Source organism: Erwinia sp. PME.40.26/001, from assembly GCF_055556675.1.
Window position 1 is genome coordinate 128,024 of the sequence record NZ_JBVHNP010000005.1, and the last position, 25,238, is coordinate 153,261.

At 55.7% G+C, this 25,238-nt stretch carries 24 protein-coding genes; 16 read left to right on the forward strand and 8 right to left on the reverse strand.

The window, feature by feature from the left end; all coding sequences use genetic code 11:
• On the reverse strand, positions 1-1,236 hold the full coding sequence (gene moeA / locus ACZ3HG_RS15635; RefSeq protein ID WP_465333319.1) for a molybdopterin molybdotransferase MoeA: 1,236 nt from the start codon (positions 1,234-1,236) through the stop codon (positions 1-3).
• 262 nt (positions 1,237-1,498) lie between these two features.
• Here moeA and ACZ3HG_RS15640 point away from each other — a divergent pair, with 262 nt between their 5' ends.
• From ACZ3HG_RS15640 to ACZ3HG_RS15665, 6 genes are all read left to right on the forward strand, one after another.
• Positions 1,499-2,440, forward strand: coding sequence for an isoaspartyl peptidase/L-asparaginase family protein (locus ACZ3HG_RS15640; RefSeq protein WP_465333321.1), 942 nt, complete (start codon positions 1,499-1,501; stop codon positions 2,438-2,440).
• Positions 2,440-4,290, forward strand: a complete 1,851-nt coding sequence (gene gsiA, locus ACZ3HG_RS15645) for a glutathione ABC transporter ATP-binding protein GsiA (protein WP_191933344.1) — start codon at positions 2,440-2,442, stop codon at positions 4,288-4,290. Before ACZ3HG_RS15640 ends, gsiA begins: the two co-directional genes overlap by 1 nt.
• Before the next feature lie 33 nt (positions 4,291-4,323).
• A complete protein-coding gene (gene gsiB / locus ACZ3HG_RS15650) occupies positions 4,324-5,862 on the forward strand; it encodes a glutathione ABC transporter substrate-binding protein GsiB (protein WP_191933343.1) in 1,539 nt (512 codons plus the stop codon).
• Positions 5,863-5,904: 42 nt separating this feature from the next.
• A complete protein-coding gene (gsiC, locus tag ACZ3HG_RS15655; RefSeq protein WP_465333324.1) occupies positions 5,905-6,825 on the forward strand; it encodes a glutathione ABC transporter permease GsiC in 921 nt (306 codons plus the stop codon).
• A 9-nt stretch (positions 6,826-6,834) separates the two neighbouring features.
• Positions 6,835-7,740: a glutathione ABC transporter permease GsiD gene (gsiD, locus tag ACZ3HG_RS15660; RefSeq protein WP_191933341.1), complete on the forward strand. Its 906-nt coding sequence runs from the start codon at positions 6,835-6,837 to the stop codon at positions 7,738-7,740.
• A 97-nt stretch (positions 7,741-7,837) separates the two neighbouring features.
• Positions 7,838-8,503 carry a DUF3313 domain-containing protein gene (locus ACZ3HG_RS15665; protein ID WP_191933340.1) on the forward strand — a complete coding sequence of 222 codons (666 nt, stop codon included), beginning with the start codon at positions 7,838-7,840 and terminating at the stop codon, positions 8,501-8,503.
• A 48-nt stretch (positions 8,504-8,551) separates the two neighbouring features.
• Here the strand turns inward: ACZ3HG_RS15665 and ACZ3HG_RS15670 are convergent, their stop codons facing one another.
• Positions 8,552-9,277 (reverse strand): DUF3053 domain-containing protein, encoded by a 726-nt coding sequence (locus tag ACZ3HG_RS15670; protein ID WP_465333327.1) that lies wholly within the window; start codon positions 9,275-9,277, stop codon positions 8,552-8,554.
• Positions 9,278-9,416: 139 nt separating this feature from the next.
• Here ACZ3HG_RS15670 and ACZ3HG_RS15675 point away from each other — a divergent pair, with 139 nt between their 5' ends.
• Positions 9,417-10,529: a PQQ-dependent sugar dehydrogenase gene (locus ACZ3HG_RS15675; protein WP_465333329.1), complete on the forward strand. Its 1,113-nt coding sequence runs from the start codon at positions 9,417-9,419 to the stop codon at positions 10,527-10,529.
• Between the two features lie 38 nt (positions 10,530-10,567).
• On the opposite strand, the gene ACZ3HG_RS15680 is transcribed toward ACZ3HG_RS15675, so the two are convergent.
• Positions 10,568-11,224 (reverse strand): HAD family hydrolase, encoded by a 657-nt coding sequence (locus ACZ3HG_RS15680; protein ID WP_191933658.1) that lies wholly within the window; start codon positions 11,222-11,224, stop codon positions 10,568-10,570.
• A gap of 273 nt (positions 11,225-11,497) precedes the next feature.
• Here ACZ3HG_RS15680 and ACZ3HG_RS15685 point away from each other — a divergent pair, with 273 nt between their 5' ends.
• Positions 11,498-12,703: a serine hydrolase gene (locus tag ACZ3HG_RS15685; protein WP_465333331.1), complete on the forward strand. Its 1,206-nt coding sequence runs from the start codon at positions 11,498-11,500 to the stop codon at positions 12,701-12,703.
• Between the two features lie 40 nt (positions 12,704-12,743).
• Here the strand turns inward: ACZ3HG_RS15685 and ACZ3HG_RS15690 are convergent, their stop codons facing one another.
• From ACZ3HG_RS15690 to ACZ3HG_RS15705, 4 genes are all read right to left on the reverse strand, one after another.
• Positions 12,744-14,027 carry an HAAAP family serine/threonine permease gene (locus tag ACZ3HG_RS15690; protein ID WP_191933336.1) on the reverse strand — a complete coding sequence of 428 codons (1,284 nt, stop codon included), beginning with the start codon at positions 14,025-14,027 and terminating at the stop codon, positions 12,744-12,746.
• 562 nt (positions 14,028-14,589) lie between these two features.
• The gene (gene ybjG, locus ACZ3HG_RS15695) at positions 14,590-15,195 is read right to left on the reverse strand and encodes an undecaprenyl-diphosphate phosphatase (protein ID WP_191933657.1); all 606 of its coding nucleotides are present in this window, start codon (positions 15,193-15,195) and stop codon (positions 14,590-14,592) included.
• A 2-nt stretch (positions 15,196-15,197) separates the two neighbouring features.
• Positions 15,198-15,935, reverse strand: a complete 738-nt coding sequence (locus ACZ3HG_RS15700; protein WP_191933335.1) for a phosphatase PAP2 family protein — start codon at positions 15,933-15,935, stop codon at positions 15,198-15,200.
• Positions 15,936-16,157: 222 nt separating this feature from the next.
• Positions 16,158-17,846: an aspartate:alanine antiporter gene (locus ACZ3HG_RS15705; protein ID WP_191933334.1), complete on the reverse strand. Its 1,689-nt coding sequence runs from the start codon at positions 17,844-17,846 to the stop codon at positions 16,158-16,160.
• Between the two features lie 309 nt (positions 17,847-18,155).
• On the opposite strand from ACZ3HG_RS15705, the gene ybjM reads away from it, so the two are divergent.
• The gene (ybjM, locus tag ACZ3HG_RS15710; RefSeq protein ID WP_191933333.1) at positions 18,156-18,536 is read left to right on the forward strand and encodes an inner membrane protein YbjM; all 381 of its coding nucleotides are present in this window, start codon (positions 18,156-18,158) and stop codon (positions 18,534-18,536) included.
• A 186-nt stretch (positions 18,537-18,722) separates the two neighbouring features.
• Here the strand turns inward: ybjM and ACZ3HG_RS15715 are convergent, their stop codons facing one another.
• On the reverse strand, positions 18,723-18,986 hold the full coding sequence (locus ACZ3HG_RS15715) for a GrxA family glutaredoxin (RefSeq protein ID WP_191933332.1): 264 nt from the start codon (positions 18,984-18,986) through the stop codon (positions 18,723-18,725).
• Between the two features lie 203 nt (positions 18,987-19,189).
• Here ACZ3HG_RS15715 and ACZ3HG_RS15720 point away from each other — a divergent pair, with 203 nt between their 5' ends.
• The 7 genes from ACZ3HG_RS15720 to potG all read left to right on the forward strand — a co-directional run bounded on the left by ACZ3HG_RS15720 (position 19,190) and on the right by potG (position 25,236).
• Complete coding sequence (locus tag ACZ3HG_RS15720; protein ID WP_191933331.1) at positions 19,190-19,477, forward strand: YbjC family protein; 288 nt, start codon at positions 19,190-19,192, stop codon at positions 19,475-19,477.
• Positions 19,461-20,183 (forward strand): oxygen-insensitive NADPH nitroreductase, encoded by a 723-nt coding sequence (nfsA, locus tag ACZ3HG_RS15725; RefSeq protein ID WP_191936437.1) that lies wholly within the window; start codon positions 19,461-19,463, stop codon positions 20,181-20,183. Before ACZ3HG_RS15720 ends, nfsA begins: the two co-directional genes overlap by 17 nt.
• 23 nt (positions 20,184-20,206) lie before the next feature.
• Positions 20,207-21,109, forward strand: a complete 903-nt coding sequence (gene rimK / locus ACZ3HG_RS15730; protein ID WP_191933329.1) for a 30S ribosomal protein S6--L-glutamate ligase — start codon at positions 20,207-20,209, stop codon at positions 21,107-21,109.
• 113 nt (positions 21,110-21,222) lie between these two features.
• Positions 21,223-21,798 (forward strand): YceI family protein, encoded by a 576-nt coding sequence (locus ACZ3HG_RS15735; RefSeq protein ID WP_465333336.1) that lies wholly within the window; start codon positions 21,223-21,225, stop codon positions 21,796-21,798.
• 141 nt (positions 21,799-21,939) lie between these two features.
• Entirely contained in the window at positions 21,940-22,419 is a 480-nt protein-coding gene (locus tag ACZ3HG_RS15740) for a YbjN domain-containing protein (RefSeq protein WP_191933327.1), read from the forward strand.
• Positions 22,420-22,876: 457 nt separating this feature from the next.
• Positions 22,877-23,983, forward strand: coding sequence for a spermidine/putrescine ABC transporter substrate-binding protein PotF (gene potF / locus ACZ3HG_RS15745; RefSeq protein WP_191933326.1), 1,107 nt, complete (start codon positions 22,877-22,879; stop codon positions 23,981-23,983).
• A gap of 119 nt (positions 23,984-24,102) precedes the next feature.
• On the forward strand, positions 24,103-25,236 hold the full coding sequence (potG, locus tag ACZ3HG_RS15750) for a putrescine ABC transporter ATP-binding subunit PotG (RefSeq protein WP_191933656.1): 1,134 nt from the start codon (positions 24,103-24,105) through the stop codon (positions 25,234-25,236).
• Positions 25,237-25,238 lie beyond the last annotated feature (2 nt).

Sequence of the window (25,238 nt, forward strand, 5' to 3'; positions counted from 1 at the left end):
TCAGCCTGCCAGCAGTGCATTGAAAGGTTCTATCTCTACCCATTCTCCGGCTGCTACGTTTCCGCGATCCTGCTCCAGAACAATAAAGCAGTTAGCCTGGTGGAAAGAGCTGAAGATGTGTGATCCCTGGTGCCCGGTGCTGCTGACTTCCAGCTCACCCTGCGCATTGCGTTGTACCCACCCACGCTGGAAATCGAGACGGCCAGGTGATTTTTTCAGCGCGCTGGTACAGCGCACACGCTGGCGGGGCGGTAGGGCAGGCCCATCCTGTCCGGACAGCCTGGCCAGCAGCGGCTGTACCAGCTGATAGAAGGTCACGACCGCCGACACCGGGTTACCGGGCAGGCCGCAGAACCAGCTGTCTGGCAGGCGACCAAAGGCGAAAGGTTTGCCGGGCTTCATCGCCAGCTTCCAGAAGCCGACTTCACCCAGCTCTTCCAGCATGTTTCGCGTGTAGTCGGCTTCACCGACCGACACCCCGCCGCTGCTGATCACCACATCGGCGAGGCGGTCGGCCTGAATAAAAGCCGACCGGAGTGCGTCAGGATTGTCACGGATAATGCCGAGGTCGAACACCTCACAGCCCAGTTTTTTCAGCATCAGGCTGACGGCGAAGCGGTTTGTATCATAGGTCTGCCCCGGGGCCAGCGGCTGACCCACCGGTTGTAGTTCGTCACCGGTGGAGAACAGGGCAACGCGCAGCCTGCGTACTACACTCACCTCCGCAATACCCAGGGATGCCAGCAGCGGCAGTTCTGCCGCACCGAGCAGGCATCCGGCGTCAAGCACCCGGCTGCCCTGACGAATATCTTCGCCCACCCGGCGAATATTCTGCCCGGCGCTGACGCGGGCCGTAACGCGGATAGCTTCGCCATCCGGTTCGGTCTGCTCCTGCATCACCACCGCTTCACACCCCGCAGGCAGTGCGGCGCCGGTCATGATCCGAATGCAGCTCCCGGCAGGCCAGCTGCCGGTGAAAGGGGCTCCGGCAAAGGATTTGCCTGCCACGGGTAGCGCATTCCCGGATGCGAGGTCGGCCAGACGCAGGGCATAGCCATCCATCGCGGAGTTATCGAACGAGGGAACATCGATCGGGGAGGTAACCGCGCAGGCGGTGATCCGCCCGGCGGCATCGGGCAGAGCCACTGATTCCTGCTCCTGCACTGGGGTGATGCCAGCCAGCAGGGTGTGCAGTGCGTCATCAAGCGAGATCAATCCCGCAGTAAAAGCATCCATTTTTCTTATGTCCTCCACGATACGTACAAAATCTGATGGGCTTATTATGGCGCGAATCCCTCCCAGGGTCACGTCTGCCCGTGTAACCGCCTCCTGACCTTACTTCAGACTCTATCTTAGAATCATTCGTTATTATCAGGGTGCGAACTTTCCGCTTTACATCCCTATATTGCCTGCCTATAGTCAAAAACTGCTATTTTTCGACAAATACATTCTAACTCAGTGTTTTTCATGCTGATTTGTTACACAGGGAAAATGAATCATGGCCAGAGCGACGATTGCAATTCACGGTGGTGCAGGAGCTATCGCGCGTGCCAGCATGGATGCAGATAAAGAGCTGCTTTACCGTCAGGCGCTGCTGCAGATTGTGGCCAGCGCGCAGGCACTGCTGGCAGCGGGAAGCAGCGCGCTGGATGTGGTCACCGAGGCGGTGCGCCAGCTGGAGGCGTGTCCGTTGTTCAATGCCGGCGTCGGTGCGGTTTTCACCCACGAAGGTACGCACGAACTGGATGCCTGCGTGATGGATGGCCGCACGCGCGAAGTCGGGGCTGTCGCGGGAGTCTGCCGGGTACGCCATCCGGTTCTGGCAGCCCGTTCGGTGCTGGAAAACAGCCCCCATGTGCTGTTTATTGGCCAGGGTGCGGAATCGTTTGCGGAAAAACAGGGGCTGGAAATGGTCAGCAACGATTTTTTTTCCACTCCGGAGCGCCGCGCCCAGCTTGAACACGCGCTGAGCACACAGCAAATGCTGCTGGATCACGACGGCGGCCTGCCCCCTGACCGCAAATTTGGCACTGTGGGGGCCGTCGCATTGGATAGCGCAGGCAACCTTGCTGCTGCTACCTCGACCGGGGGAATGACCAATAAACAGGTCGGGCGGGTAGGGGATTCGCCGCTGCCCGGGGCTGGCTGCTACGCCAGCGATCGCGTAGCGATCTCCTGCACCGGCACCGGAGAGGTCTTTATGCGCACGCTGGCCGCCTATGATATCGCCGCACTGATGGAATATGGCGGGCTGTCGTTGCAGCAGGCCAGCGATAGGCTGGTCCACGAAAAAATTCCTGCGCTGGGCGGCAGCGGCGGTCTGATCGCCATTGATACTGAGGGCAATCTGGCCCTGCCCTTTAACAGCGAAGGAATGTATCGCGGTTATGCGGTGGCCGGCGAGCTTCCGGTCGTTGCCATCTATCGGGAGGAGCCCTGATGAGCGCCTTTTCCCATCAGGATGATGTGGTGCTGTCGGTGCGCAATCTCAGCGTCAGTTTTCAGCATGAAGGCCAGCACACTCAGGCGGTGAATAAGCTGTCGCTGGACGTCCGCCGGGGGGAAACCCTGGCCATTGTCGGAGAATCCGGCTCCGGGAAGTCCGTCACCTCGCTGGCGCTGATGCGGCTGGTGGAACAGGGCGGTGGGGTTATCGAAAGCGGTGAGATGTGGCTGCGCCGCCGTAATCAGCAGCAGGTCAACCTTGCCACGCTGTCACAGTCGCAGCTGCGTCGCATTCGCGGTGCCGATATGGCGATGATCTTTCAGGAGCCGATGACCTCGCTTAACCCGGTGTTTCCGGTGGGGGAGCAGATTGCTGAATCCATCCGCCTGCATCAGGGAAAAAGCCATGCCGGGGCGCTGGCTGAGGCACAGCGAATGCTTGATCTGGTGCGGATACCGGAGGCTAAAAACGTGCTGGGACGCTACCCACATCAGCTCTCCGGTGGAATGCGTCAGCGGGTGATGATTGCCATGGCGCTCTCCTGCCGTCCTGCCCTGCTGATTGCCGATGAGCCGACGACGGCGCTCGATGTCACTATTCAGGCGCAGATCCTGCAGCTGATCCGCGTGCTGCAAAAAGAGATGCAGATGGGGGTGATTTTTATCACTCACGATATGGGGGTGGTGGCCGAAATGGCCGATCGTGTGCAGGTGATGTATCGCGGTGACGTGGTGGAAACCGGCAGCGTTGATGCCATTTTTTCCGCACCCGGGCAACCCTATACCCGTGCGTTGCTGGCTGCAGTACCCAAACTGGGCGCGATGACCGGACGACACTGGCCGGCGAAATTCCCGCTGCTGCGTGACGGCGAACCGGTGGATGAACAGCCCCAGGATACAGTAGACCCGCAGGCGGAACCCATTTTGCAGGTACGCGATTTGGTCACCCGGTTTGATATCCGTAGCGGGTTGCTGAACCGCGTACACCGGCGGGTGCATGCCGTGGAGAAGGTGAGCTTCGATCTCCGGCCCGGCGAAACGCTGGCGCTGGTGGGGGAGTCCGGCTGCGGTAAGTCGACCACCGGCCGCTCTTTGCTGAGACTGGTCGAGAGCCAGGGAGGCAGTATTACCTTTAACGGTCAGCGCATTGAGACGCTGGCTGGCAGCGCGCTGTCGCACCTGCGGCGGGATATCCAGTTTATCTTTCAGGACCCCTACGCCTCGCTCGACCCGCGCCTGACGGTGGGCTTTTCCATTATGGAACCGCTGCTGGTGCATGGTATTGCCCGCGGCGAGGAAGCCGCGCAGCGCGTCGCCACTCTGCTGGAGCGCGTCGGCCTGCTGCCGGAACATGCCCAGCGCTACCCACATGAGTTCTCCGGTGGGCAGCGTCAGCGCATCTGCATTGCCCGGGCACTGGCGCTTAACCCGAAGGTGGTGATCGCGGATGAGGCGGTCTCTGCGCTGGATGTATCTGTTCAGGCGCAGATTATCAATCTGATGCTCGATCTGCAGCGCGAGTTCGGCATTGCGTTTCTGTTTATTTCCCACGATATGGCGGTGGTGGAGCGCATCAGCCATCGCGTGGCGGTGATGTTCCTCGGGCAGATTGTGGAGATCGGGCCCCGGCAGGCGGTATTCGAACATCCCCAGCATCCTTACACCCGCAAGCTGATGGCGGCGGTGCCCGTAGCCAATCCGGCACACCGTCGGCGTGAACGGGCACTGTTAGTTGATGAAATACCCAGCCCGATACGTGCTGTCGGCGACGAGCCGGAGGTGGCCCCACTGGTGGAGGTGAGCGCCGGGCACTACGTGGCGCGCCATGCCATTCACCGCACCTGAATTCTGCATAACGACAACAAGGGATGACGTAAGATGATGAATCAATACACGCGTAAGTTGCTGTTAACCGCTGGCCTGCTCGGTAGCGCCGTCGCACTGCCCGCCTGGGCGGCGAAAGACGTAACCATTGCTGTTGCCTCCAATTTCACCACGCTCGATCCGTACGATGCCAACGATACGCTGTCGCAGGCGGTGGCAAAGTCCTTCTATCAGGGGCTGTTTGGCTTTGATAAAGCCATGAAGCTGGAAAATGTGCTGGCGGAAAGCTATCAGGCCAGCCCGGACGGATTGATTTACACCATTAAGCTGAGAGAAGGCGTGAAGTTCCAGGACGGTACGCCGTTTAACGCGGCCGCGGTCAAGGCTAACCTCGACCGTGCCAGCAATCCGGATAACCATCTCAAACGTTATAACCTGTTCAAAACCATCGCCACGACGGACGTAGTGGACGACAGTACGGTAAAAATTACCCTTAAGCAGCCGTTCTCGGCCTTTATTAATACCCTGGCCAGCCCGGCAGCGGCGATGATCTCGCCGGCTGCACTGAAAAAATACGGCAAGGACATCGGCTTCCACCCGGTCGGCACCGGTCCGTACGAGTTTGTGACCTGGAATCAGACCGAGTTTGTGAAGGTGAAAAAGTTCGCCGGCTACTGGAAAACGGGTTATCCAAAACTGGACAGTATCACCTGGCGTCCGGTGGTGGATAACAATACCCGTTCCGCTATGCTGCAAACCGGGGAAGCGAACTTTGCTTTCCCGATCCCGTTTGAGCAGGCCAGACTGCTGGAAAAAAACAGCAAGCTGGATCTGGTCACCTCACCGTCCATCATGCAGCGTTACATCAGCTTTAACGTGACGCAAAAGCCGTTTGATAATCCGAAGGTGCGTGAAGCAATTAATTACGCCATCAACCGACAGGCCCTGGCGAAAGTGGCCTTTGCCGGCTATGCCACCCCGGCAACGGGGATCGTGCCGCCGTCGATCCAGTATTCACAAAGCTACCCGACCCCGGAATACAACCCGGCCAAAGCGCGTGAGCTGCTGAAAGAGGCGGGCTATCCCAACGGCTTTACCACGGCGCTGTGGTCTTCTCACAACCACAGTACGGCACAAAAAGTGTTGCAGTTCACCCAGCAGCAGCTGGCGCAGGTCGGTATCAAAGTCGAACTGACAGCCATGGATGCCGGCCAGCGCGCGGCGCAGGTGGAAGATAAAGGCCAGAAAGAGAGCGGTGTGAGAATGTTTTACACCGGCTGGTCTGCGTCGACAGGGGAAGCCAACTGGGCGCTGACGCCGCTGTTTGCTACCCAGTCCTGGCCACCGACCATCTTTAATACCGCCTTCTACAGCAATCCGCAGGTTGATAAAGACCTGGCTGATGCGCTGAATACCACCGACGGCGAGAAAAAAGCTGCGTTGTACAAAGACGCTCAGGATCGTATCTGGAAAGATCAGCCCTGGGCTCCGCTGGTGGTGGAAAAGCTGGTGTCAGCCAATACCAAAAATCTGACCGGATTTTATGTGATGCCGGATACCTCGTTCAGCTTTGACGATGCCGACCTGAAGTAACCGACTGGCGCGCCCCCTGAAAAGGGGGGCGCAGGGTGCAAGATGCTTAATTACTTTTTAAAACGTTTACTGGGTCTGATCCCGACGCTGTTGATTGTCGCGGTGCTGGTCTTCCTGTTTGTCCACCTGCTGCCGGGCGATCCGGCGCGGCTGATTGCCGGACGCGAAGCCGATGCCGAGGTAGTGGCAATGGTCCGCCAGCAACTGGGCCTGGATCTGCCATTACCGCAGCAGTTCTGGCACTACATTACCCACGTTGTGCGCGGCGATTTTGGTATCTCCATGGTGTCAAAGCGCCCGGTCGCTGAGGAGATCGCCCAGCGTTTTCTGCCCACCCTGTGGCTGACGCTGACCAGCATGGTGTGGTCGGTTATTTTTGGTATGGCGATTGGTATTGCCTCTGCCGTGTGGCGCAACCGCTGGCCCGACCGGCTGGGCATGACGCTGGCCGTATCGGGGATTTCGTTCCCGGCATTTGCGCTGGGTATTCTGCTAATGCAGATTTTCTCTGTTGAACTGGGCTGGCTGCCGACGGTCGGTGCCGATAGCTGGCAGCACTACATTTTACCCTCTATCACTCTGGGGGCGGCCGTGGCGGCCGTGATGGCACGTTTTACCCGCGCCTCATTCGTTGAGGTAATGCAGGAGGATTACATGCGTACCGCGCGTGCCAAAGGCGTGCGTGAATCGGTGGTGGTGATTAAACACGGACTGCGAAACGCCATGATCCCGGTGGTGACCATGATGGGGTTGCAGTTTGGCTTCCTGCTCGGCGGGTCGATCGTGGTGGAAGTGGTCTTCAACTGGCCGGGTCTGGGACGACTGCTGGTGGATTCGGTGGCCATGCGCGACTACCCGGTGATCCAGGCCGAGGTGCTGCTGTTTTCGATGGAATTTATCTTGATTAACCTGGTGGTCGATATGCTGTATGCGGCTATCAACCCCGCCATTCGCTATAAGTAAGGATGCACGATGATCAACTGGCGACGTAACGCCGTTCTTTCTGCGCTGCCGGGTGTCAGCCCCCATCGCGTCCGTACGCCGTGGCGGGAGTTCTGGCGACGATTCCGCCGCCAGCACGTGGCGATGATCGCCGCTGTTTTTGTGCTGCTGCTGATCCTGACGGCGCTGTTTGCTCCGCTGCTTGCGCCGTTTGATGCGGAAAACTTTTTTGATTACGACCGGCTGAATGAAGGGCCGTCGCTGATCCACTGGTTTGGGGTAGATGCGCTCGGGCGGGATATTTTCAGCCGCGTGCTGCTGGGCAGCCGGCTCTCTCTGGTGGCGGGATTTTTCTCCGTGGCAGTCGGTGCGGCGATTGGCACATTGCTGGGACTGCTGGCGGGCTATTACGAAGGCTGGTGGGATCGCATCATCATGCGCATTTGTGACGTGCTGTTTGCGTTTCCCGGGATCCTGCTGGCGATAGCCGTTGTGGCGGTGATGGGCAACGGCATGTCGAACGTGATTCTCGCTGTGGCGATCTTCAGTATTCCGGCTTTTGCCCGGCTGGTGCGGGGGAATACGCTGGTCCTGAAGCATCTGACCTATATTGAGTCGGCGCGCAGCATCGGGGCATCGGATCTGACGATTATCCTGCGCCACATCCTGCCCGGAACGCTGTCATCGATCGTGGTGTATTTCACCATGCGTATTGGTACATCCATTATTTCTGCGGCCAGTCTGTCGTTCCTTGGGCTGGGGGCACAGCCCCCGACGCCGGAGTGGGGGGCCATGCTCAATGAGGCGCAGGCTGATATGGTGATGGCTCCGCATGTGGCGATTTTCCCCAGTCTGGCAATCTTCCTCACCGTGCTGGCTTTTAATTTGCTGGGAGATGGCCTGCGTGATGCGCTGGATCCGAAGCTAAAAACCTAGCCATCAGTGCAGCCAGAACAAATATTGTGCACATTGTCTGGTGATTGATGACAGGCGCTCTATGCTTGAATAACCTTCACCCTGTAAGGATATGGCAATGCATTCTGCACGTTTACCTCTGGTCGCCGGGCTGGCAACGTTGTGTTTAGTGCTGGCGGGCTGTTCGTCTAAAGTGGCTAATACCACTCAATATTCCGGTTTCTTATCGGATTACTCAAAACTGAAACCGTCCGAATCGCCCAGCGGCCATCAAACGCTGCGCTGGATTTCGCCGGACTACAAGCTGTCCGACTATCGCGGGATCTATTACACCCCGGTCGTTTACTATCCTGCCGCAAAGCCCAATAACCGGGTCAGCCAGGCAACACTTGACCAGATTCGAATGTACCTCGATAACCAGCTCAAAACCGCGGTTGCGCAGCGCAAGCCGCTGGTGAGTCAGCCGGAACCCGGTACGCTGGTGATGAAAACCGCCATCACGGCAGTGAACGCGGAAAATCAGGACATGAAATTTTATGAAGTGGTTCCGGTGGCCGCAGTGGTAGCCAGCACCATGGCCGCATCCGGCCACCGGACGCAGAACAGCGTGCTGTTCCTCGAGGCCGAGCTTCTGGATGCGAAAACAGGGAAACCGGTGATGGAAGTGGTGCGTAAAGCTTATGGTAAAACGGTGGCAAACAGCAGCGCACCGATTAACCAGGCCGAGCTGAAAAGTGCTATTGACGAGATGGTTCGTGACGTGGTCGCACTGCCCGCAGAATAAGGCATTGGGTCAGTGGCGACCGCTGTTGCGGTCGCCACCGTTTAACTGTTAACGCATCATATTTTCTAATTTACTCACCGTATTCGACAGCTCAGTCACCAACGGCTGTAATTTTTGCTGAATGGCGTTGTACTGATCCAGTGCCTTCTGATCGGTGAACTGAACGCTGTTACCGATAATCTTCACCTTATCACCCTGCTGTTTCAGCAGATCGACCTGACTGACCACCAGAGACAGTGTTTCCGGCACCAGCGTGGCGATCTGGCGGGCCACGTCATCAGGCTGTGCTACCAGTTTGGTATACACCTGATCGTAGACCGCTTTCAAATCTTCCGGCTGCTTCAGCGCCTGGTGTTTCGCATCAGCGTCCGCGCGTTGTTTGGCAAGCGCAGGCTCCCATGCCTTACTGTCAGCGGCCATTTTGCTCATTTCGTCGCGTTTAGCTATCAGCGTGGTGACCGAACCCACGTGGTTCAGGCTGGAAAAAACAGGCACCAGCGACGCGTTAAATATCTCACTCATTCCCTGGTGATAATCGGTCAGGATCGCATAGTCACTGGCATAAGGACCGAAAGCCTTTTTTTCATCGTCGGTCAGCTGCGGAACAGCCAGTTGAGATTTCGCCAGCACGCGGGTTTGCAGGAACTCAATAAAAGCCTTGCGCTGTTCAGGCTCTTTGTCGCCACAGCCGCTCAGTGTCAGCAGTAAAGCGAGCATGATAAAAGGCAACAGCAGAAAACGTGCGAAGCCTGTCTGTGTTAATCGTGAAGTCATCAGAACTATCCCTTGTCGTATTGAATGAAAGTATTGCAGGTCACAGCCGGAGAAATATAGCGCAGTGCGCCAGATAATTCGGCAATTACTGACAACTTAGCTAAATTTATTTAACAAATGGTTACAAGGAGCAATTACGATGAGGCATTACCTGGCGGCATTCGCGTTCCTTCCGGCGTTATTACTCAGCCCTTCAGTGCTGGCGAATAAGGTTCAGGTAGAGGTACTGCAGGACAGGCTTGACCATCCGTGGTCGCTGGCCTTTTTACCCGAAGATCAGGGACTGCTGATCACCGAGCGCTCCGGCCAGCTGCGGCGCTGGCAGGCGGGGAAGGGCCTGTCGCCTGCGATCGCTGGCGTGCCTGACGTCTGGGCGCAGCGCCAGGGGGGATTACTGGATGTGGTGCTGGCCCCGGACTTTACCAGCAGCCGCCGTGTCTGGCTCAGCTATACCGTAGGCGGGCATGATGGTCGCGCCGGGGCTGCGGTAGGCTATGCCCGCCTGAGTGATGATTCTCTTCGCTTAACCGATTTCCGTGAAGTCCTGCGTCAGCAGGGCGTGTCAACCGGGGCGAATCTGGGCACCAGGATGGCCTTTGACCGTACCGGCCACCTGTTTATCGCCTTTGGTGATAATTTCCAGGCGGAAAAAGCGCAGGATCTGTCAGCACTTCAGGGAAAAATTATTCGCCTGAATGCCGATGGTTCCGTACCGGCCGATAATCCACTGGCACATAAAGCGGGAGCGCGTTCAGAGATCTGGAGCTGGGGAATGCGTAACCCACAGGGGCTGGCTATGAACCCCGCCAGCGGTGAAATCTGGGAAAGTGAACACGGGCCGCGCGGCGGCGATGAAATCAACATTCCGCGCAAGGGTAAGAATTACGGCTGGCCGCTGGCGACCTGGGGCATTGATTACAGCGGTGATACGGTACCCGGTTCGAAAGGAGGACGGGTGGCGGGCACGGAACAGCCAGTTTTATACTGGAAAGTCTCCCCGGCAATCAGCGGCATGGCATTCTACAGCGGCAGCCGTTTTCCCCAGTGGAAAGACAGTCTGTTTATCGGCGCGCTGAAAGAAAAGAACCTGATCCAGCTGCGGGTGAACGGCGATCGGGTTGAAGAGCAGGCGCGCTTGCTGACCGAACGCGGCGAACGCATTCGTGACGTGCGCAGCGGGCCGGACGGCTGGCTGTATGTCCTGACCGATGAGCGCAACGGCAAGCTGCTCAGGGTGGGTCTGCAACCCTGATGTCAGCAGGGCTGACCTGCTACGGTCAGCCCTGAAGGCTATCTGGCCCAGCGGCAAATTTCCCAGCCGCGCTGCAGTGCCAGCTGATTCAGCGCTGCCGCGGGATTAATCACACAGGCGTGATCCGCATGTTCCAGCATGGCCAGATCATTTATCGAATCACTGTATGCCCAGATGTGGGAAAAAGGGGCGGTCTGCTGAGCGGCCTGCCACTCTTTTAGCCGGGTCACTTTCCCTTCTTTATAGGTCAGCGTGCCGTAGATCTGTCCACTGTAGCGGTCATCGATAACTTCTACGCCTATCGCCAGTGCCCCACATGCCCCCAGCTGTTCAGCTATCGGTGCGACCAGATGCTCGCCGCTGGCGGAGATAACCAGAATGGTGTCCCCCCGCTGCCGGTGCCAGGCCATGCGCTCCCGGGCGGCAGGGTAGACACGGGGCAGAATATCGCGATGAATAAACCGGCGGATCCAACCAGATACCGTCGAGGCCGCCATGCCATTCAGCGGTGACAGTGTGGTGTGCATATACTCTTCCATCGACAGAGAACCCTGATAGTACTGCTCCATCAGGGCCCGCTCCTCATCGATCAGTCCGTCGGGGGCAAACCCCTGCGCAACCAGCCAGCGCAGCCACAGACCGGTACTGTCTTCGCAAATCAGTGTCTCGTCGAGATCGAACAGCGCTAAATCCATCATCAAACTCCTCGGGCAGTGGCGTCTCAGAGTAGCGGAATTTTGTGACAGGCTTAACTGTTCGCGGCAAATTCGGATTTTCGCCCGTTTTAATCCCGTTAAAAATGACGAAAAATCAGCCAGAGAGTCGGGCAAATTCTGCCAGATTGAATAAACTCTAAGAAACTTTACGGTTAAGTTGTTCATTTTCAGGATATAACGCCTTAGTGTAGGACAGTTAAACACCTGGTTTCACTTTTATAATTGCCTTTCAAATGGATAAGCGGTCACCCCATGAAAAATACGTCTTTCTCTTCCCGTGTTTTTGCACTGGCTACCCCCACCACTTTGCTGTTGCTGTCGCTGTCACCTGCGCGGGCTGAGCAGGCACCCGCGGCCCCGCAGATCGCGGCGAAAGCCTGGGTGCTGATGGACTATCACAGTGGAAAAGTGCTGGCCGAGTCCAATGCCGATGAACGTCTTGATCCGGCCAGTCTGACCAAAATGATGGCCAGCTACGTGACCGGCCAGGCGCTGAAAGCGGGTAAGATCAGCAAAGACGATATGGTCACCGTCGGGAAGGACGCCTGGGCCACGGGCAATCCGATTTTGCAGGGATCGTCGCTGATGTTTCTTAAGCCGGGAGACCGCATCCCGGTATCTGAACTGAACAAAGGCATTGTTATACAGTCAGGTAATGATGCCAGCATTGCACTTGCCGACCATGTGGTAGGGAGCCAGGACTCCTTTGTGGGCCTGATGAACAATTATGTGCAGGCGTTGGGGCTGAAAAACACCCACTTCAAAACGGTGCACGGGCTGGATTCTTCCGGGCAGTACAGTACCGCACGCGACATGGCGCTGATTGGGCAGGCGCTGATCCGCGACGTGCCGGAGGAGTATGCGCTGCATAAGGAGAAAGAATTCACTTTTAACAAGATCCGTCAGTACAACCGTAACCGGCTGCTGTGGAGCACCAACCTCCAGGTTGACGGCATCAAGACCGGCCACACGTCCGGCGCGGGAAACAACCTTGTGGCCTCTGCCGTTGACGGCGATCAGCGGCTGATATCGGTAGTGCTGGGAGCCGCCACTGATGCTATTCGCTTTAAAGAAAGTGAAAAACTGCTGACATGGGGCTTCCGTTTTTATGAAACGGTGACACCGATTAAGGCAGGGAATGCGTTTGCCACCCAGCGTGTCTGGTTTGGTGAGCGAAAAGAGGTCAATCTGGGCGTGGCGAAGGATGCGGCGATCACCCTGCCCAAAGGACAGCTGAAAAATCTCAAGGCCAGTTTTACGCTTGCCCAGCCGCAGCTGACGGCACCGCTGGCAAAAAATCAGGTGGTGGGGACCATCGACTTCCAGCTGGACGGAAAATCCATCGCGCAGCGGCCGCTGGTGGTATTAGATGAGGTGAAAGAGGCGGGCTTCTTTGGGCGTATCTGGGACTACATCATGATGAAAATGAACGGCTGGTTTGGCAGCTGGTTCGCTTAATCAGTAAGGGGCCGACCCGTTTACCGGTCGGCCCACCCCGTCAGAACAGGTCGTAAGCGACGGCTGAAATCGCCACCAGGCCAACCAGCACCACAAAGACATTACTCAGTTTACCGCTGTATTTGCGCATTGCCGGCACTTTGTTGATGGCATACATCGGCATCAGGAACAGCAGGACGGCAATGATCGGGCCGCCCAGGCTTTCAATCAGACCCAGAATACTTGGGTCCAGCGTGGCGACAATCCAGGTGGTCACCAGCATAAACAATGCCGTAAAGCGATTCAGTTTATGTTCGGCAATGGATTTCCCACGGCTGCGCAGCATTTTGTTTACGGTGCCGTTAAAGCCTTCACGCGCGCCGAGGTAGTGACCCAGGAAGGATTTCGTAATGGCCACCATTGCAATGACGGGGGCCAGCCACGCCATCAGCGGGGTGTCAAAATGGTTGGCCAGGTAAGACAGGATAGAGATGTTCTGCGCTTTGGCTTCCGCCAGGTTGGCTGGCGACAGGCTGAGTACGCAACTGAACACAAAGAACATGACGGTGAGCACCATCATCACATGGCTGCGTGCCAGTATCCGTGAGCATTTAGGCTCAGCCTGATCGCCATACTCTTCGCGCTTGGCAACGGCAAAGGCAGAGATAATCGGTGAATGGTTGAAGGAAAAAACCATGACCGGGATAGCCAGCCACAGGGTCATCATCAGCCCTTTTCCTGTTCCGCTCATGCTGACATTATCAAAAATCGCGCTGCTCCAGTGCGGGATCAGATAGAGCGCCAGCACCATCAGCACCAGGACAAACGGATACACCAGCACGCTCATGGTTTTGACGATAATCTCTTTGCCAAAACGCACAATAGTCATCAACCCGACAATCAGAATCAGCGCCAGCAGGGCGCGTGGCGGTGCCTGCAGGTGCAGCTGATGGGTCATAAAGCTTTCTACGGTATTAGTGATCGCCACGCTGTAGACCAGCAGGATCGGGTAGATGGCAAAGAAGTAGAGCAGGGTAATAAGTTTACCGGCCCCGACGCCAAAATGCTCTTCAACTACCTCCGTGATATCTTCACCCGGCTGACGGCCGGAGAGCACAAAACGGCACAGGCCACGGTGAGCAAAAAAGGTCATCGGGAAGGCCAGTATCGCCATGATAACCAGCGGGATCAGCCCGCCAATCCCGGCATTGATCGGCAGAAACAGCACGCCGGCACCGATAGCTGTGCCGTACAGGCCGAGCATCCACATGGTGTCAGTTTTACGCCACGCGCTGGCATCCTGTGTTGCTTCGGGGCTCAACACCGCCGTTTGGGATGTGTCCATGATTTCTCCAGGTTAAAAGGTAAAAACAATTAACTAAATCGTATTTCATTCGCCTCTACAGAATTCGCTTCTGATTACGGCTTTAATTAATTACTTTGATTTAATGGCGCACACTCTACCACCAGAAAAAATAGATGAAAGCACTGTCTTTGTGGTTACCGGTGATCGTAATCACACTTTCATCACCTTTTTTAGTGTGAATGTCTGCAAGGCTGTTTTTTCAGGGCGTTAATCACCAGCTAAATGGTGTTTAAACAGCTATTTACACTGCTTTTTTTGTTTTTTAACTGGGTAAGTAGTGAGCTATTCTGGTTATAATAGTGGCGTTTTTTATTAAATAATACTATTTATCAGTGGGTTGTGTTTTTGGGGTGGCAGGGATTTTTTCCGGCAGGGGGCTATTGCGCAACAGGGAAAATAACGGGCGTGATTAAAGCGCGTGTTGCGCAATAAATAACGCCCCGCTGTCTGAAATAACAGCAAAGTTTTCGTGTTTTAAAAGAAGATACGATGATCTGCATCAATGCAAAAAGGGCCTGAATAATCAGGCCCTAAATAAAGATTAATCGCGAACCCAACCTTTACTGATGGGAAAGGCAAAGACGGTGCGATAAAGCGAAGAGAGTCGGGGCAGCAACGCGCCGCCGCAGAACTGCCAGAAAATTTGCGCAAACAGGCACGAGAGCAGCCCGACCAGCATGCCACCCAGCATATCCAGCGGCCAGTGTATGCCAAGGTAGACGCGCGACCAGGCAATGGCTACGCCGGTGACCAGTAAAATGGCACCTGACCACATCCGGTGCCAGCAAATAAAGGCGATGGCAAAGGTAAAGATAACCGTGCCGTGATCGCTGGGGTAAGAATCATCAGGCGCGTGCGACAGGAACTGATTACCAAGACCGATGGCAAAAGGCCGTGGATGGGGGAACAGATGGGCAAGGCACCAGGAGATGGCCAGAGCATAGAGCAGAGCCACACCTGTTTTCACCACCAACACACGCTGTGAGGTGAGCTGGCTGCGTGGTCCCCACAGCCATAGCCCGACAATCAGCAGGGGCACAATGGCAATAAGATCGCGGGCAATAAACGTCGCCAGGGCAATCAGCCATTCAGGCGAATCAGTACTGGCGTTAACCCAGAGAAACAGCACCCGGTTTAACTCTTCCATCATCAGAATTTCCTCGTTCTTTTCAGCAGGTACGTTACGCACCCAAAAATCACACACTGCGTCAGCCAGACCCACCATGCCGCCCACAAATTGTGAGAGAGAAAGTGGGCGCCGCGCATAATCTGGCCAAAACCCATGACCATGCCGAGGGCCAGGGCGGACCACCAGCAGACCCAGGCCAGGCGCGGCTGGCGCGGGTAAAACAGAAAAAACAGCGCCAGTGCGCTAAACCCGCTGGAGGCATGGCCGCCCGGGAAGCAGTGCCCGGGCCCGCTGTTGAGCGGCACCGCACCGAACAGCGGGTAGGAGACCGCCTTCCCACCAAATTCCACCAGGTCCCACGGGCAGGAGTGGGCACTGGTGGCTTTCAGCACGCCCACCACCAGCGGGCCAATGCCCATCAGCAGCGCCACCAGTACCCAGCGCGGCTGACGGCGGATAAACCCGGCCAGCAGCAGCAGAACGCCCATGACGATAACGCCCTGCTTCAGCAGACGATGGTTGATCGCATCCAGCCAGACATTATCTTTCCACGGAAACTGTCCGGTCAGCGGATCGAACCACATCCGCGTTATCGCCATATCCCAGCGTTCACTGCGCGACAGCCAGATAAACAGCATCGCACTGAGAATTAACAGCACGAATTGCTTAAGGTAAAAGCCAGCAGGTAAGGGGTAAAGAGTTTCGCTCTTAATTGCATGGCTCGTTTGGCTTTTGTTGAGGATTAATGACGATTTCATGAAAATTTAACTGTCTGACGAAGGACCAGGCTGTCAGTTTGCCGGGGAGGGCTTAAGGAAACATTAAGGAGAAGGGGGGATCAGCAGGGGGAGCACAAAAGAAAAAAACCCGATAATCATAAGATTAACGGGCTCCACAATCAGGGGATTTCAAAGAAAAGCAGTGGCACTAATTAAGACTTCAGCCCACAACAAAAGTTCTCTGAAATCGATTAATTTTTTTTACCCACCAAGGATCGGCCAGATTATCACAATCAGCGTCCCGGCCAGTGTCAGCAAAACGTTAGCAATAGCATAGGTTCCTGCATAGCCGAGTGCCGGGATATTACTGCGCGCGGTATCACTGATGATCTCCATGGCTGGCGCACAGGTACGTGCGCCCATAATGGCACCGAACAGCAGGGCGCGGTTCATTTTCAGCACCCAGGCTCCGAACAGGAAACAGATAATCACCGGCACCAGGCTGACGACCAGACCGGCTCCCAGCATCAGCAGACCGGTTTCACCCAGCCCTTTAGTGATACCGCTACCGGCGCTCAGCCCTACGCCCGCCATAAAGACCATCAGACCAAACTCTTTCACCATGGTCAGTGCGCCCTGGGGGATATAGCCAAATGTCGGGTGGTTGGCGCGCAGGAAGCCCAGCATAATCCCGGCAAACAGCAGCCCGGCAGCGTTACCAATGCCAAAGTTAAAGCTGCTGAACTGGAAGGTGATCATGCCGATCATCAGGCCGATAATAAAGAAAGCGCAGAAAGCCAGCAGATCGGTCATCTGGCTGTGAATGGAGATAAAGCCGATGCGGTCTGCCACCGCCTTCACGCGCCTTGCCTCACCGCTGATATGCAGCACATCGCCTTTATTGAGAATAATGCTGTCGTCGATCGGCATCTCAATCTGGCTGCGGATCACCCGGTTCAGAAAGCAGCCGTGATCGGTCAGCTTCAGCTGGCTCAGGCGTTTATTCACCGCATTGTTATTTTTAACCACGATCTCTTCATTGACGATGCGCATATCCAGCAGGTCACGATCGAAGACTTCTTTACCGTTACGAAAGCTGGGGTCGAGGCGGGAGTGTGCGTCAGGATAGCCCACCAGAGAAATTTCATCTCCCGGCTGAAGCACTGCGTCACCATCCGGGTTGGCCAGGATACCGTTGCGTCGAATACGCTCAATATAGCAGCCCGTCTGGCGGTAGATCCCCAGCTCACGCAGATTTTTACCGTCAATCCACGCCACCAGTTCCGGCCCAACGCGGTAGGCGCGGATCACAGGCAGATAGACTTTCCGCTGGCTGTCAGGATCCAGACCGCGCTCGCGGGCAATCTGTTGGGCGCTGGTGGGCAGATCCTGATGCTGCAGTTTTGGCAGATAGCGTGCGCCAAAAATCAGGCTGACCAGACCAATCAGGTAGGTCAGTGCGTAGCCCAGGCTCAGGTGATCCTGTGCCTGACTCAGGCTCTGGCCGTCAGTCAGCGTCTGGCGTAGAGTATCCCCCGCGCCAACCAGTACCGGGGTGGAGGTCATTGAACCCGCCAGCATCCCGGCCGTCAGGCCGATATCCCAGCCGAACAGTTTCCCCAGGCCCAGTGCAAGGATCATCGCGCTGGTGACCATCACAATGGCCAGCATCAGATAATTTTTCCCGTCGCGGAAGAAAATAGAGAAAAAATTGGGACCGGCTTCCACGCCAACGCAAAAAATAAATAACATAAAGCCTAAATTGAGGGCGTCGGTATTAATCGAGAAATGCTGCTGGCCGAGCAGTAAAGAAACAACTAAAACGCCAATAGAATTACCGAGTTGAACAGAACCTAACCGAAGTTTGCCTAAACATAACCCCAGCGCCAGTACGACAAATAATAACAGAATGTAATTTCCACTTAACAAATCTGCGACGTTTATATTCACGGTTTAACTTCTTGTTTACCAGTAACCTATTGATGGGAAGGGGTTTATGCGCTAAATTTCACTGCGTAACGGTAGCCATGCCTGTTGCCTGTTAAGAGAGGTCTTAGCCGACTGCCAGATAAAGCGCGACTCATTTTAGTCGCTATGGTGGATGACAGCCAGCACCTGGCAGGCTTATTTGTTACGGGTTTTGTTTTCGGCAAATACTCAGGATAAAAAGCGGTTACTCAGCGTCAGTGGGCTGACTCATTGATTCGTCGAAATGAATTGAATTGGGTTGATAATTACCCGGAGAAAATTCTCGTGTGGATGAAAGGTATCCGTTGGTCAGGCCTTATCGCTTGCAGCGTACTCTATGGTGCAATCTACATTGCCGTACGTTTTCCGCTACCCGCAGGGTACAGCGGCCATGCCCAACTGGGGCTGTTGCTGTTTGTCTTACCCGGAGCGCTGGCCGCCTTAACTTCCCGTGACGCCCCGCTGACGGCGATGGCCGTTGCCATTGCCCTGGCGTCACCGCCCTGTCTGCTGCTGATGCAGTCAGACGGGTTTAACCGTTTGGGACTGGGTCAGGAGATCGCCTTTATTGCCAGCGCCGTATTCTGGTGCGGGTCGGGGACATTAACGGTGATGTTGTGGCGAACGCTGATGGAGATGCATCAGCAACAGGACAGGAAAAGGCAGTTATAGCGGGCGCATAATGCGGCTGGTCGATAAGCGATCGGCTACCGTCGCTCAGGGAGCCTGTTACGCGCCATGCCCCTATCCCGGTTATCAGGTTGCAGGGAAAACGAAAGCTCCCCGGCAGCTTACCGCGATCGGTGACCGGGGCGACCAGGGACAGCTTACGTGCGGTGCTATATCAAACAGTGGGTGTTACTGGAACAGACCCAGGTTTTCTTTCGCGTAGGCTTCGAATTCTGTGCAGCCACCGATGTGCGTCTGGTCGAGGAAGATCTGCGGCACGGTTTCAACCGGCTTGCCCACGGTCTTCTCTAAGTCAGCCTTGCTGATCCCTTCAGCGTGAATATCCACATAGCGGAAATTAAAGTCATCACGTTCTTCCGTCAGTTTTTCAGCCAGCTCTTTCGCGCGGACACAGTACGGGCAGGCAGGACGTCCAAAAATCACTGCAAACATAGGTTTCTCCTCAAAGGGTCAGAACTTTTATGTGATACAAGTCACATATCATGGCTTATTGGCGCTTATGATGCCCGCATCCCAGGCTGAAAGGAAGAAGGAATTACCTGTTAGTCTGATTCGCTGCACCTATGCACAAACGCACATTCTGCGCTTTAATATCCTCACCCGGTCAGAATAATGCCGTCAGCAGGAGAGCCATTATGCGTGCATTTACTCAACTTCCCCGGGCAGTGCTGGTTCTTGAAGTCCTTGGCATAGTGCTGCTCATCCTCTCTTACCTGACGTTACATGAAATGCTACCCTTGCCGTCGCCATTAACCGGTAAACTTGCCGCAACAGTAATGATTTTTGCCGGGATTGCTCTGATGCTGCCTGCCGCCACGGTCATGATGTGGCGGACGGCAAGGGTCATGGCACCCGACCTTTTTAACACGCGATCTTCGCGTGACAAGCCCAAACCAGGAGATCCCCATGACGCCGACCATTAAGCTAATGTGTTCGCACCGTTCGATTCGTGCCTTCAGCGACCAGGCGATGACCGCAGAGCAGCGCGCAGCGATCCTGGATGCTGCCCAGTCGGCCTCTACGTCCAGTTTTTTGCAGTGCTCTTCCATTATCCGCATTACCGATCCGGAGATGCGTAACGCGCTGGTGACCCTCAGCGGTGGACAGAAATATGTGGCCCAGGCGGCAGAATTTTGGGTCTTCTGCGCCGACTTTAACCGTAATCAGCAAATCTGCCCTGATGCGCAGCTGGGGCTGGCAGAGCAGCTGCTGCTGGGCTGTGTCGATACGGCACTGATGGCGCAGAATGCAATGGTGGCTGCAGAGTCGCTGGGCTTTGGTGGCTGCTATATTGGCGGTATCCGTAACAACATTGCGGAAGTCACTGAACTGCTTGGCCTGCCGAAATTTGTCCTGCCGCTGTTTGGCCTGTGTCTGGGCAGTCCTGAGCAGGACCCGGACACCAAACCGCGTATGCCAGCGGCCATGCTGGTGCACGAAAACCACTATCAGCCGCTCGACCCTGTGCTGCTGGCGGAATATGACCGTGAGCTGGTGGCTTATTATGAGTCACGCGACAGCAATCGCCGCTCGGAAAGCTGGAGTGAGCATATCCAGAAAACCATCATTAAAGAGAGCCGCCCGTTTATCCTTGACTACCTGCATCAGCAGGGCTGGGCAACGCGCTAACCCTTTCGCCCCGGAGGCTTCTGGTGAAAATTGCCATTCTTTCCCGTGATGGTTCGCTTTACTCGTGTAAGCGTTTGCTGGAGGCCGCGCGGGCACGCGGGCACAGCGTTGAGGTCATTGATCCGCTCTCCTGCTATATGAATATCAATCCGGGCTCATCGGCGATTCATTATCAGGGGCGTCAGCTGGCGCACTTCGATGCGGTGATCCCGCGTATAGGATCCGCCACCACGTTTTACGCGACGGCAGTCCTGCGCCAGTTCGAAATGTGCGGCAGTTATCCGCTCAATGAATCGCTGGCGATTGCCCGGGCGCGGGACAAACTGCGCTCACTGCAGCTGCTGGCAAGGGCGGGGATTGCCATGCCGGTGACGGGTTTTGCTCATTCACCGGATGATACCCGGGATTTGATCGAGATGGTGGGGGGCGCACCGCTGGTGGTCAAGCTGGTTGAGGGGACGCAGGGCATTGGCGTGGTGCTGGCGGAAACTCGTCAGGCTGCGGAAAGCGTTATAGATGCCTTTCGCGGCCTCAATGCCCACATCCTTGTGCAGGAGTTCATCAAAGAAGCCCGCGGCTGTGACGTGCGCTGTCTGGTGATTGGCGGAGAGGTGGTCGGGGCGATTGAACGCGAGGCGAAAGAGGGCGATTTCCGCTCGAATCTGCATCGCGGCGGCCGGGCCCGGCGGGTAACGATCAGCGCTGCTGAACGGGCAATAGCGATCAAAGCTGCCGCGACGCTGGGACTGGATGTGGCTGGTGTGGATATCCTGCGCGCTCACCGTGGTCCACTGGTGATGGAAGTGAATGCGTCTCCCGGACTGGAGGGGATTGAAAAGACCACTGGGCTGAATATAGCCGCTAAGATGATTGGATGGATTGAAGAGCAGGCCCAGCCCGGTTTTTGTCTGAAAACCGGTGGATAAAGGGCATCGTTAGCGTCGGGCAATCCGGCGCTGTAGCCATCATGCGGATAAATCGGTGAATAGAATGGCGTGGTCAGGTGTTTACGCTATGACTGCTAAACGGAGGTTTACCGATGACTCGCCCTGTGTATTTACTGAGTTTTTTATTGCTGATGAGTACGGCGCTGTATGCGGCCCCTGCAACCTATGCTATTTCAACGGATAAAACGGCTATAGGCCTCTCCTGGCGCGCGTTTGGTCATGCTTTTTCTCAGGCCCGCCTGCAGGGGGTAACGGGGACCGTAACGCTCGATCCCGCCGCCGACTGGCAGGACCATATCGAGGTGAAAATCCCGGTGGCCACGCTGGTGGCGTCCAATATTCTGCTGACCAGCCAGCTTAAAGGGGCGCTGTTTTTTGATGCGGCGCACTACCCCTGGATACTTTTTACCAGCAGTCGGGTGGTCGCGTTGGGTCAGGGGCAGTTCAGAATTTTTGGTTTGCTTTCAGTGAAAGATGTGCGTCGCCCGGTGGTGATGGAGGCCACGCTGGATAATCATGGCGTGCTGGCTACTGGTGCGCAAAGCCTGGCGCTGCATGCCTCTACGGCCATCTCCCGCAGTGCCTTCAGGGTAGACCGTCTGGTCGGCGTAGTGGATGACCGGGTGGCGATTGACCTGACCATTGCCGCGCATTCCGCGCCCCCCTGAAACCCTGCGGCCGGCGATGCTATCCCTGGGTTAATCCTTAAAAGGCAGCGCCTGGCGTCATATTTCTGTCGTATTTATGGTTTTTAGCAGCGTTTTTACGTAAGCTAGGTCGCAATTTTATTGCGGCAAGAGATAAAGAATATGGATTCACTCGTCGTTCCGGATCTCGACGTATTGCGACGTTGGCTGGATCAGCAAAGCATTACCTGGTTTGAGTGTGATTCATGCCAGGCCCTTCATCTGCCGCATATGCAGAATTTTGACGGGGTGTTTGACGCCAAGCTTGATCTGGTGGACAACGTGATCCTGTTTTCGGCGCTGGCCGAGGTGAAACCCACGGCGCTGATCCCGCTGCTGGCAGACCTGTCGCAGATCAACGCCAGTTCTCTGACGGTGAAGGCGTTTCTCGACATTCAGGATGATAATTTGCCGAAGCTGATTGTCTGCCAGTCGGTCACGGTGACCGCCGGACTGACCTACGGCCAGTTTGTTCACTTTATGAAGCAGAGCGAAGAGCAGATCTCCATGATTGTGATGGAAGCCTTTGCCAATCATCTGCTGATGCCCGGTGAAGATGACGATCGTACCCCCATTGCCGATGGGCATTCCGTCCTGCATTAACCCCATCTTTGACCTTCAGTTTACCCATCAGGCGGAGACATACTCCGCCTGTTTTGATCCTGTCAGCGCTTTCCAGCGCATTCTTCGCCTCAACCGCAGTTTTTAGCGGCCTTTCTTACTCCGTGTGAACGATGTTTTATTCTGCATTTTGCCCTTTAATGCCAGATATTAGTCGCTGTTTATGCCATGAATGGCATATCACAGAGAGGAAACGTGCATAAAAAATCGATAAAAGGCGTTTTTTACCCTGAGGGCTGGCCTGGACCTGATAGTGCGGCTATTCTTGCGTGGCTGCATCATGCGTGCAACGTCCCCAGATATATAGGTTTTTAGTATTAACAACAGAATGAATATTGATTCACTCTGCTTCTTTGAAGGTACTAACCTGTATTAACAGGCAGGTGTTCACCGGTTCGCCTGCCCGGCATTAGTTTATCTCTGTTCAGGAGGATGGAAAATGTTCAACCAACGTAAAAAATGGTTGTCAGCTGTGGTCGCGGGTGCGCTGATGGCGGTCTCTGCGGGTTCACTGGCTGCAGATAAGACGCTGCACGTTTATAACTGGTCTGATTATATTGCGCCGAATACCGTCGCGGATTTTGAAAAGCAAACCGGTATTAAAGTGGTGTATGACGTCTTCGACTCCAACGAAGTGCTGGAAGGCAAAATGATGGCGGGTAATACCGGCTACGATGTCGTGGTGCCTTCCTCCAGCTTTCTGGCACGCCAGCTCCAGTCAGGCGTGTTCCAGCCGCTGGACAGAAGCAAGCTGCCAAACTACAAAAACCTTGACCCGGAGCTGATGAAAAAGCTCGAGCAGCACGATCCGGGTAATAAGTACGCCATTCCATACCTGTGGGCCACCACGGGCATCGGTTACAACGTTGAAAAAGTGAAAGCGGCGCTGGGCAAAGATGCCCCTGTTGACAGCTGGGATCTGGTACTGAAGCCGGAAAACCTGGAAAAACTGAAAAGCTGTGGCGTATCCTTCCTGGATGCACCGGAAGAAATCTTTGCCACCGTGCTGAACTATCTGGGCAAAGATCCTAACAGTAGCGATCCGAAAGATTATACCGCCGCGACTGACCTGCTGTTGAAACTGCGCCCCAGCATTCGCTACTTCCACTCCTCTCAGTACATCAACGATCTGGCGAACGGAAACACCTGCGTGGCCATTGGCTGGGCCGGGGATATCCTGCAGGCAAAAAATCGTGCAGTCGAAGCTAAGAACGGCGTGAATATTGCCTACAGCATTCCCAAACAGGGAGCGCTGGCGTTCTTCGATATGCTGGCGATTCCTAAAGATGCGAAAAACGTCGATGAGGCCTATCAGTTTATTAACTATCTGATGGAGCCAAAAGTGATGGCCCAGATCTCCAATACGGTGTTTTACGCCAGTGGCGTAAAAGCGTCTCTGCCGTTTGTCGACCCGGCCATCCGTGACAACCCGGGGATCTATCCGACACCAGACACCATGGCAAAACTGTTTACCCTGAAGGTGCAGGAGCCAAAACTTGACCGTGTGCGTACGCGTGCATGGACTAAAGTTAAAAGCGGTAAGTAACGCACCCTCGTTTTACACTTGTTAAGCAGCAGAGGCGCGGTAACCGGCCTCTGTTTTGTCATTTTTAGGGGTGGGGCACCGCACCGTTCCCCCCCTTTTAGCGCCGGAGTATCATGGTCGTGAACGACGCAATCCCCCGTCCTGAAGGCAAAGCAGATAAGGCGTTAACGCCGCTGCTGGAAATCCGCAACCTGACCAAATCTTTTGACGGTCAGCACGCGGTGGATGATGTGAACCTCACCATTTATAAAGGCGAGATCTTTGCCCTGCTTGGCCCGTCTGGCTGCGGTAAGTCAACGCTGCTGCGCATGCTGGCTGGCTTCGAGTCCCCTAGCCAGGGGCAGATTGTGCTGGATGGTCTGGATCTCTCCCATGTGCCGCCCTATCAGCGTCCGATCAATATGATGTTCCAGTCCTACGCGCTGTTTCCCCATATGACGGTAGAGCAGAACATTGCGTTCGGCCTGAAGCAGGATCGCTTAGCCAAAGAGGTGATTGCTGAACGCGTGGCGGAAATGCTTGCTCTGGTTCATATGCAGGAATATGCCAGACGCAAACCGCACCAGCTTTCCGGCGGTCAGCGTCAGCGCGTGGCGCTGGCCCGCAGCCTGGCCAAACGCCCGAAGCTGCTGCTGCTCGACGAACCGATGGGGGCACTGGACAAAAAACTGCGTGACCGGATGCAGCATGAAGTGGTGGATATTCTTGAGCGCGTCGGGGCGACCTGCGTCATGGTGACCCACGATCAGGAAGAAGCGATGACGATGGCAGGCCGTATTGCGATCATGAACCGGGGCAAATTCGTGCAGATGGGCGAGCCGGAAGAGATTTATGAGCATCCGACCACGCGCTTCAGCGCTGAATTCATCGGGTCGGTTAATCTGTTCGAAGGCCTGCTGCGTGACCGTCAGGACGATGGTCTGATTATTGACTGCCCGGGGCTGATCCATCCGCTGAAAGTCGCCTCGGATGTCTCGGTGGTCGATGGCGTACCCGTTTCCGTGGCGCTGCGTCCGGAAAAAGTCATGCTGTGCGAAGCCGTTCCGGCGGATGGCTGTAACTTTGCCGTCGGGGAAGTCGTGCATATCGCCTACCTCGGTGACCTGTCGATTTATCACGTTCGCCTGCGCAGCGGACAGATGATCAGCGCCCAGTTGCAAAATGCCTATCGCTTTCGTAAGGATACCCCGACCTGGGGTGACGAAGTGCGTCTCTGCTGGGATGCCGATAGCTGTGTGGTCTTAACGGTGTAAAT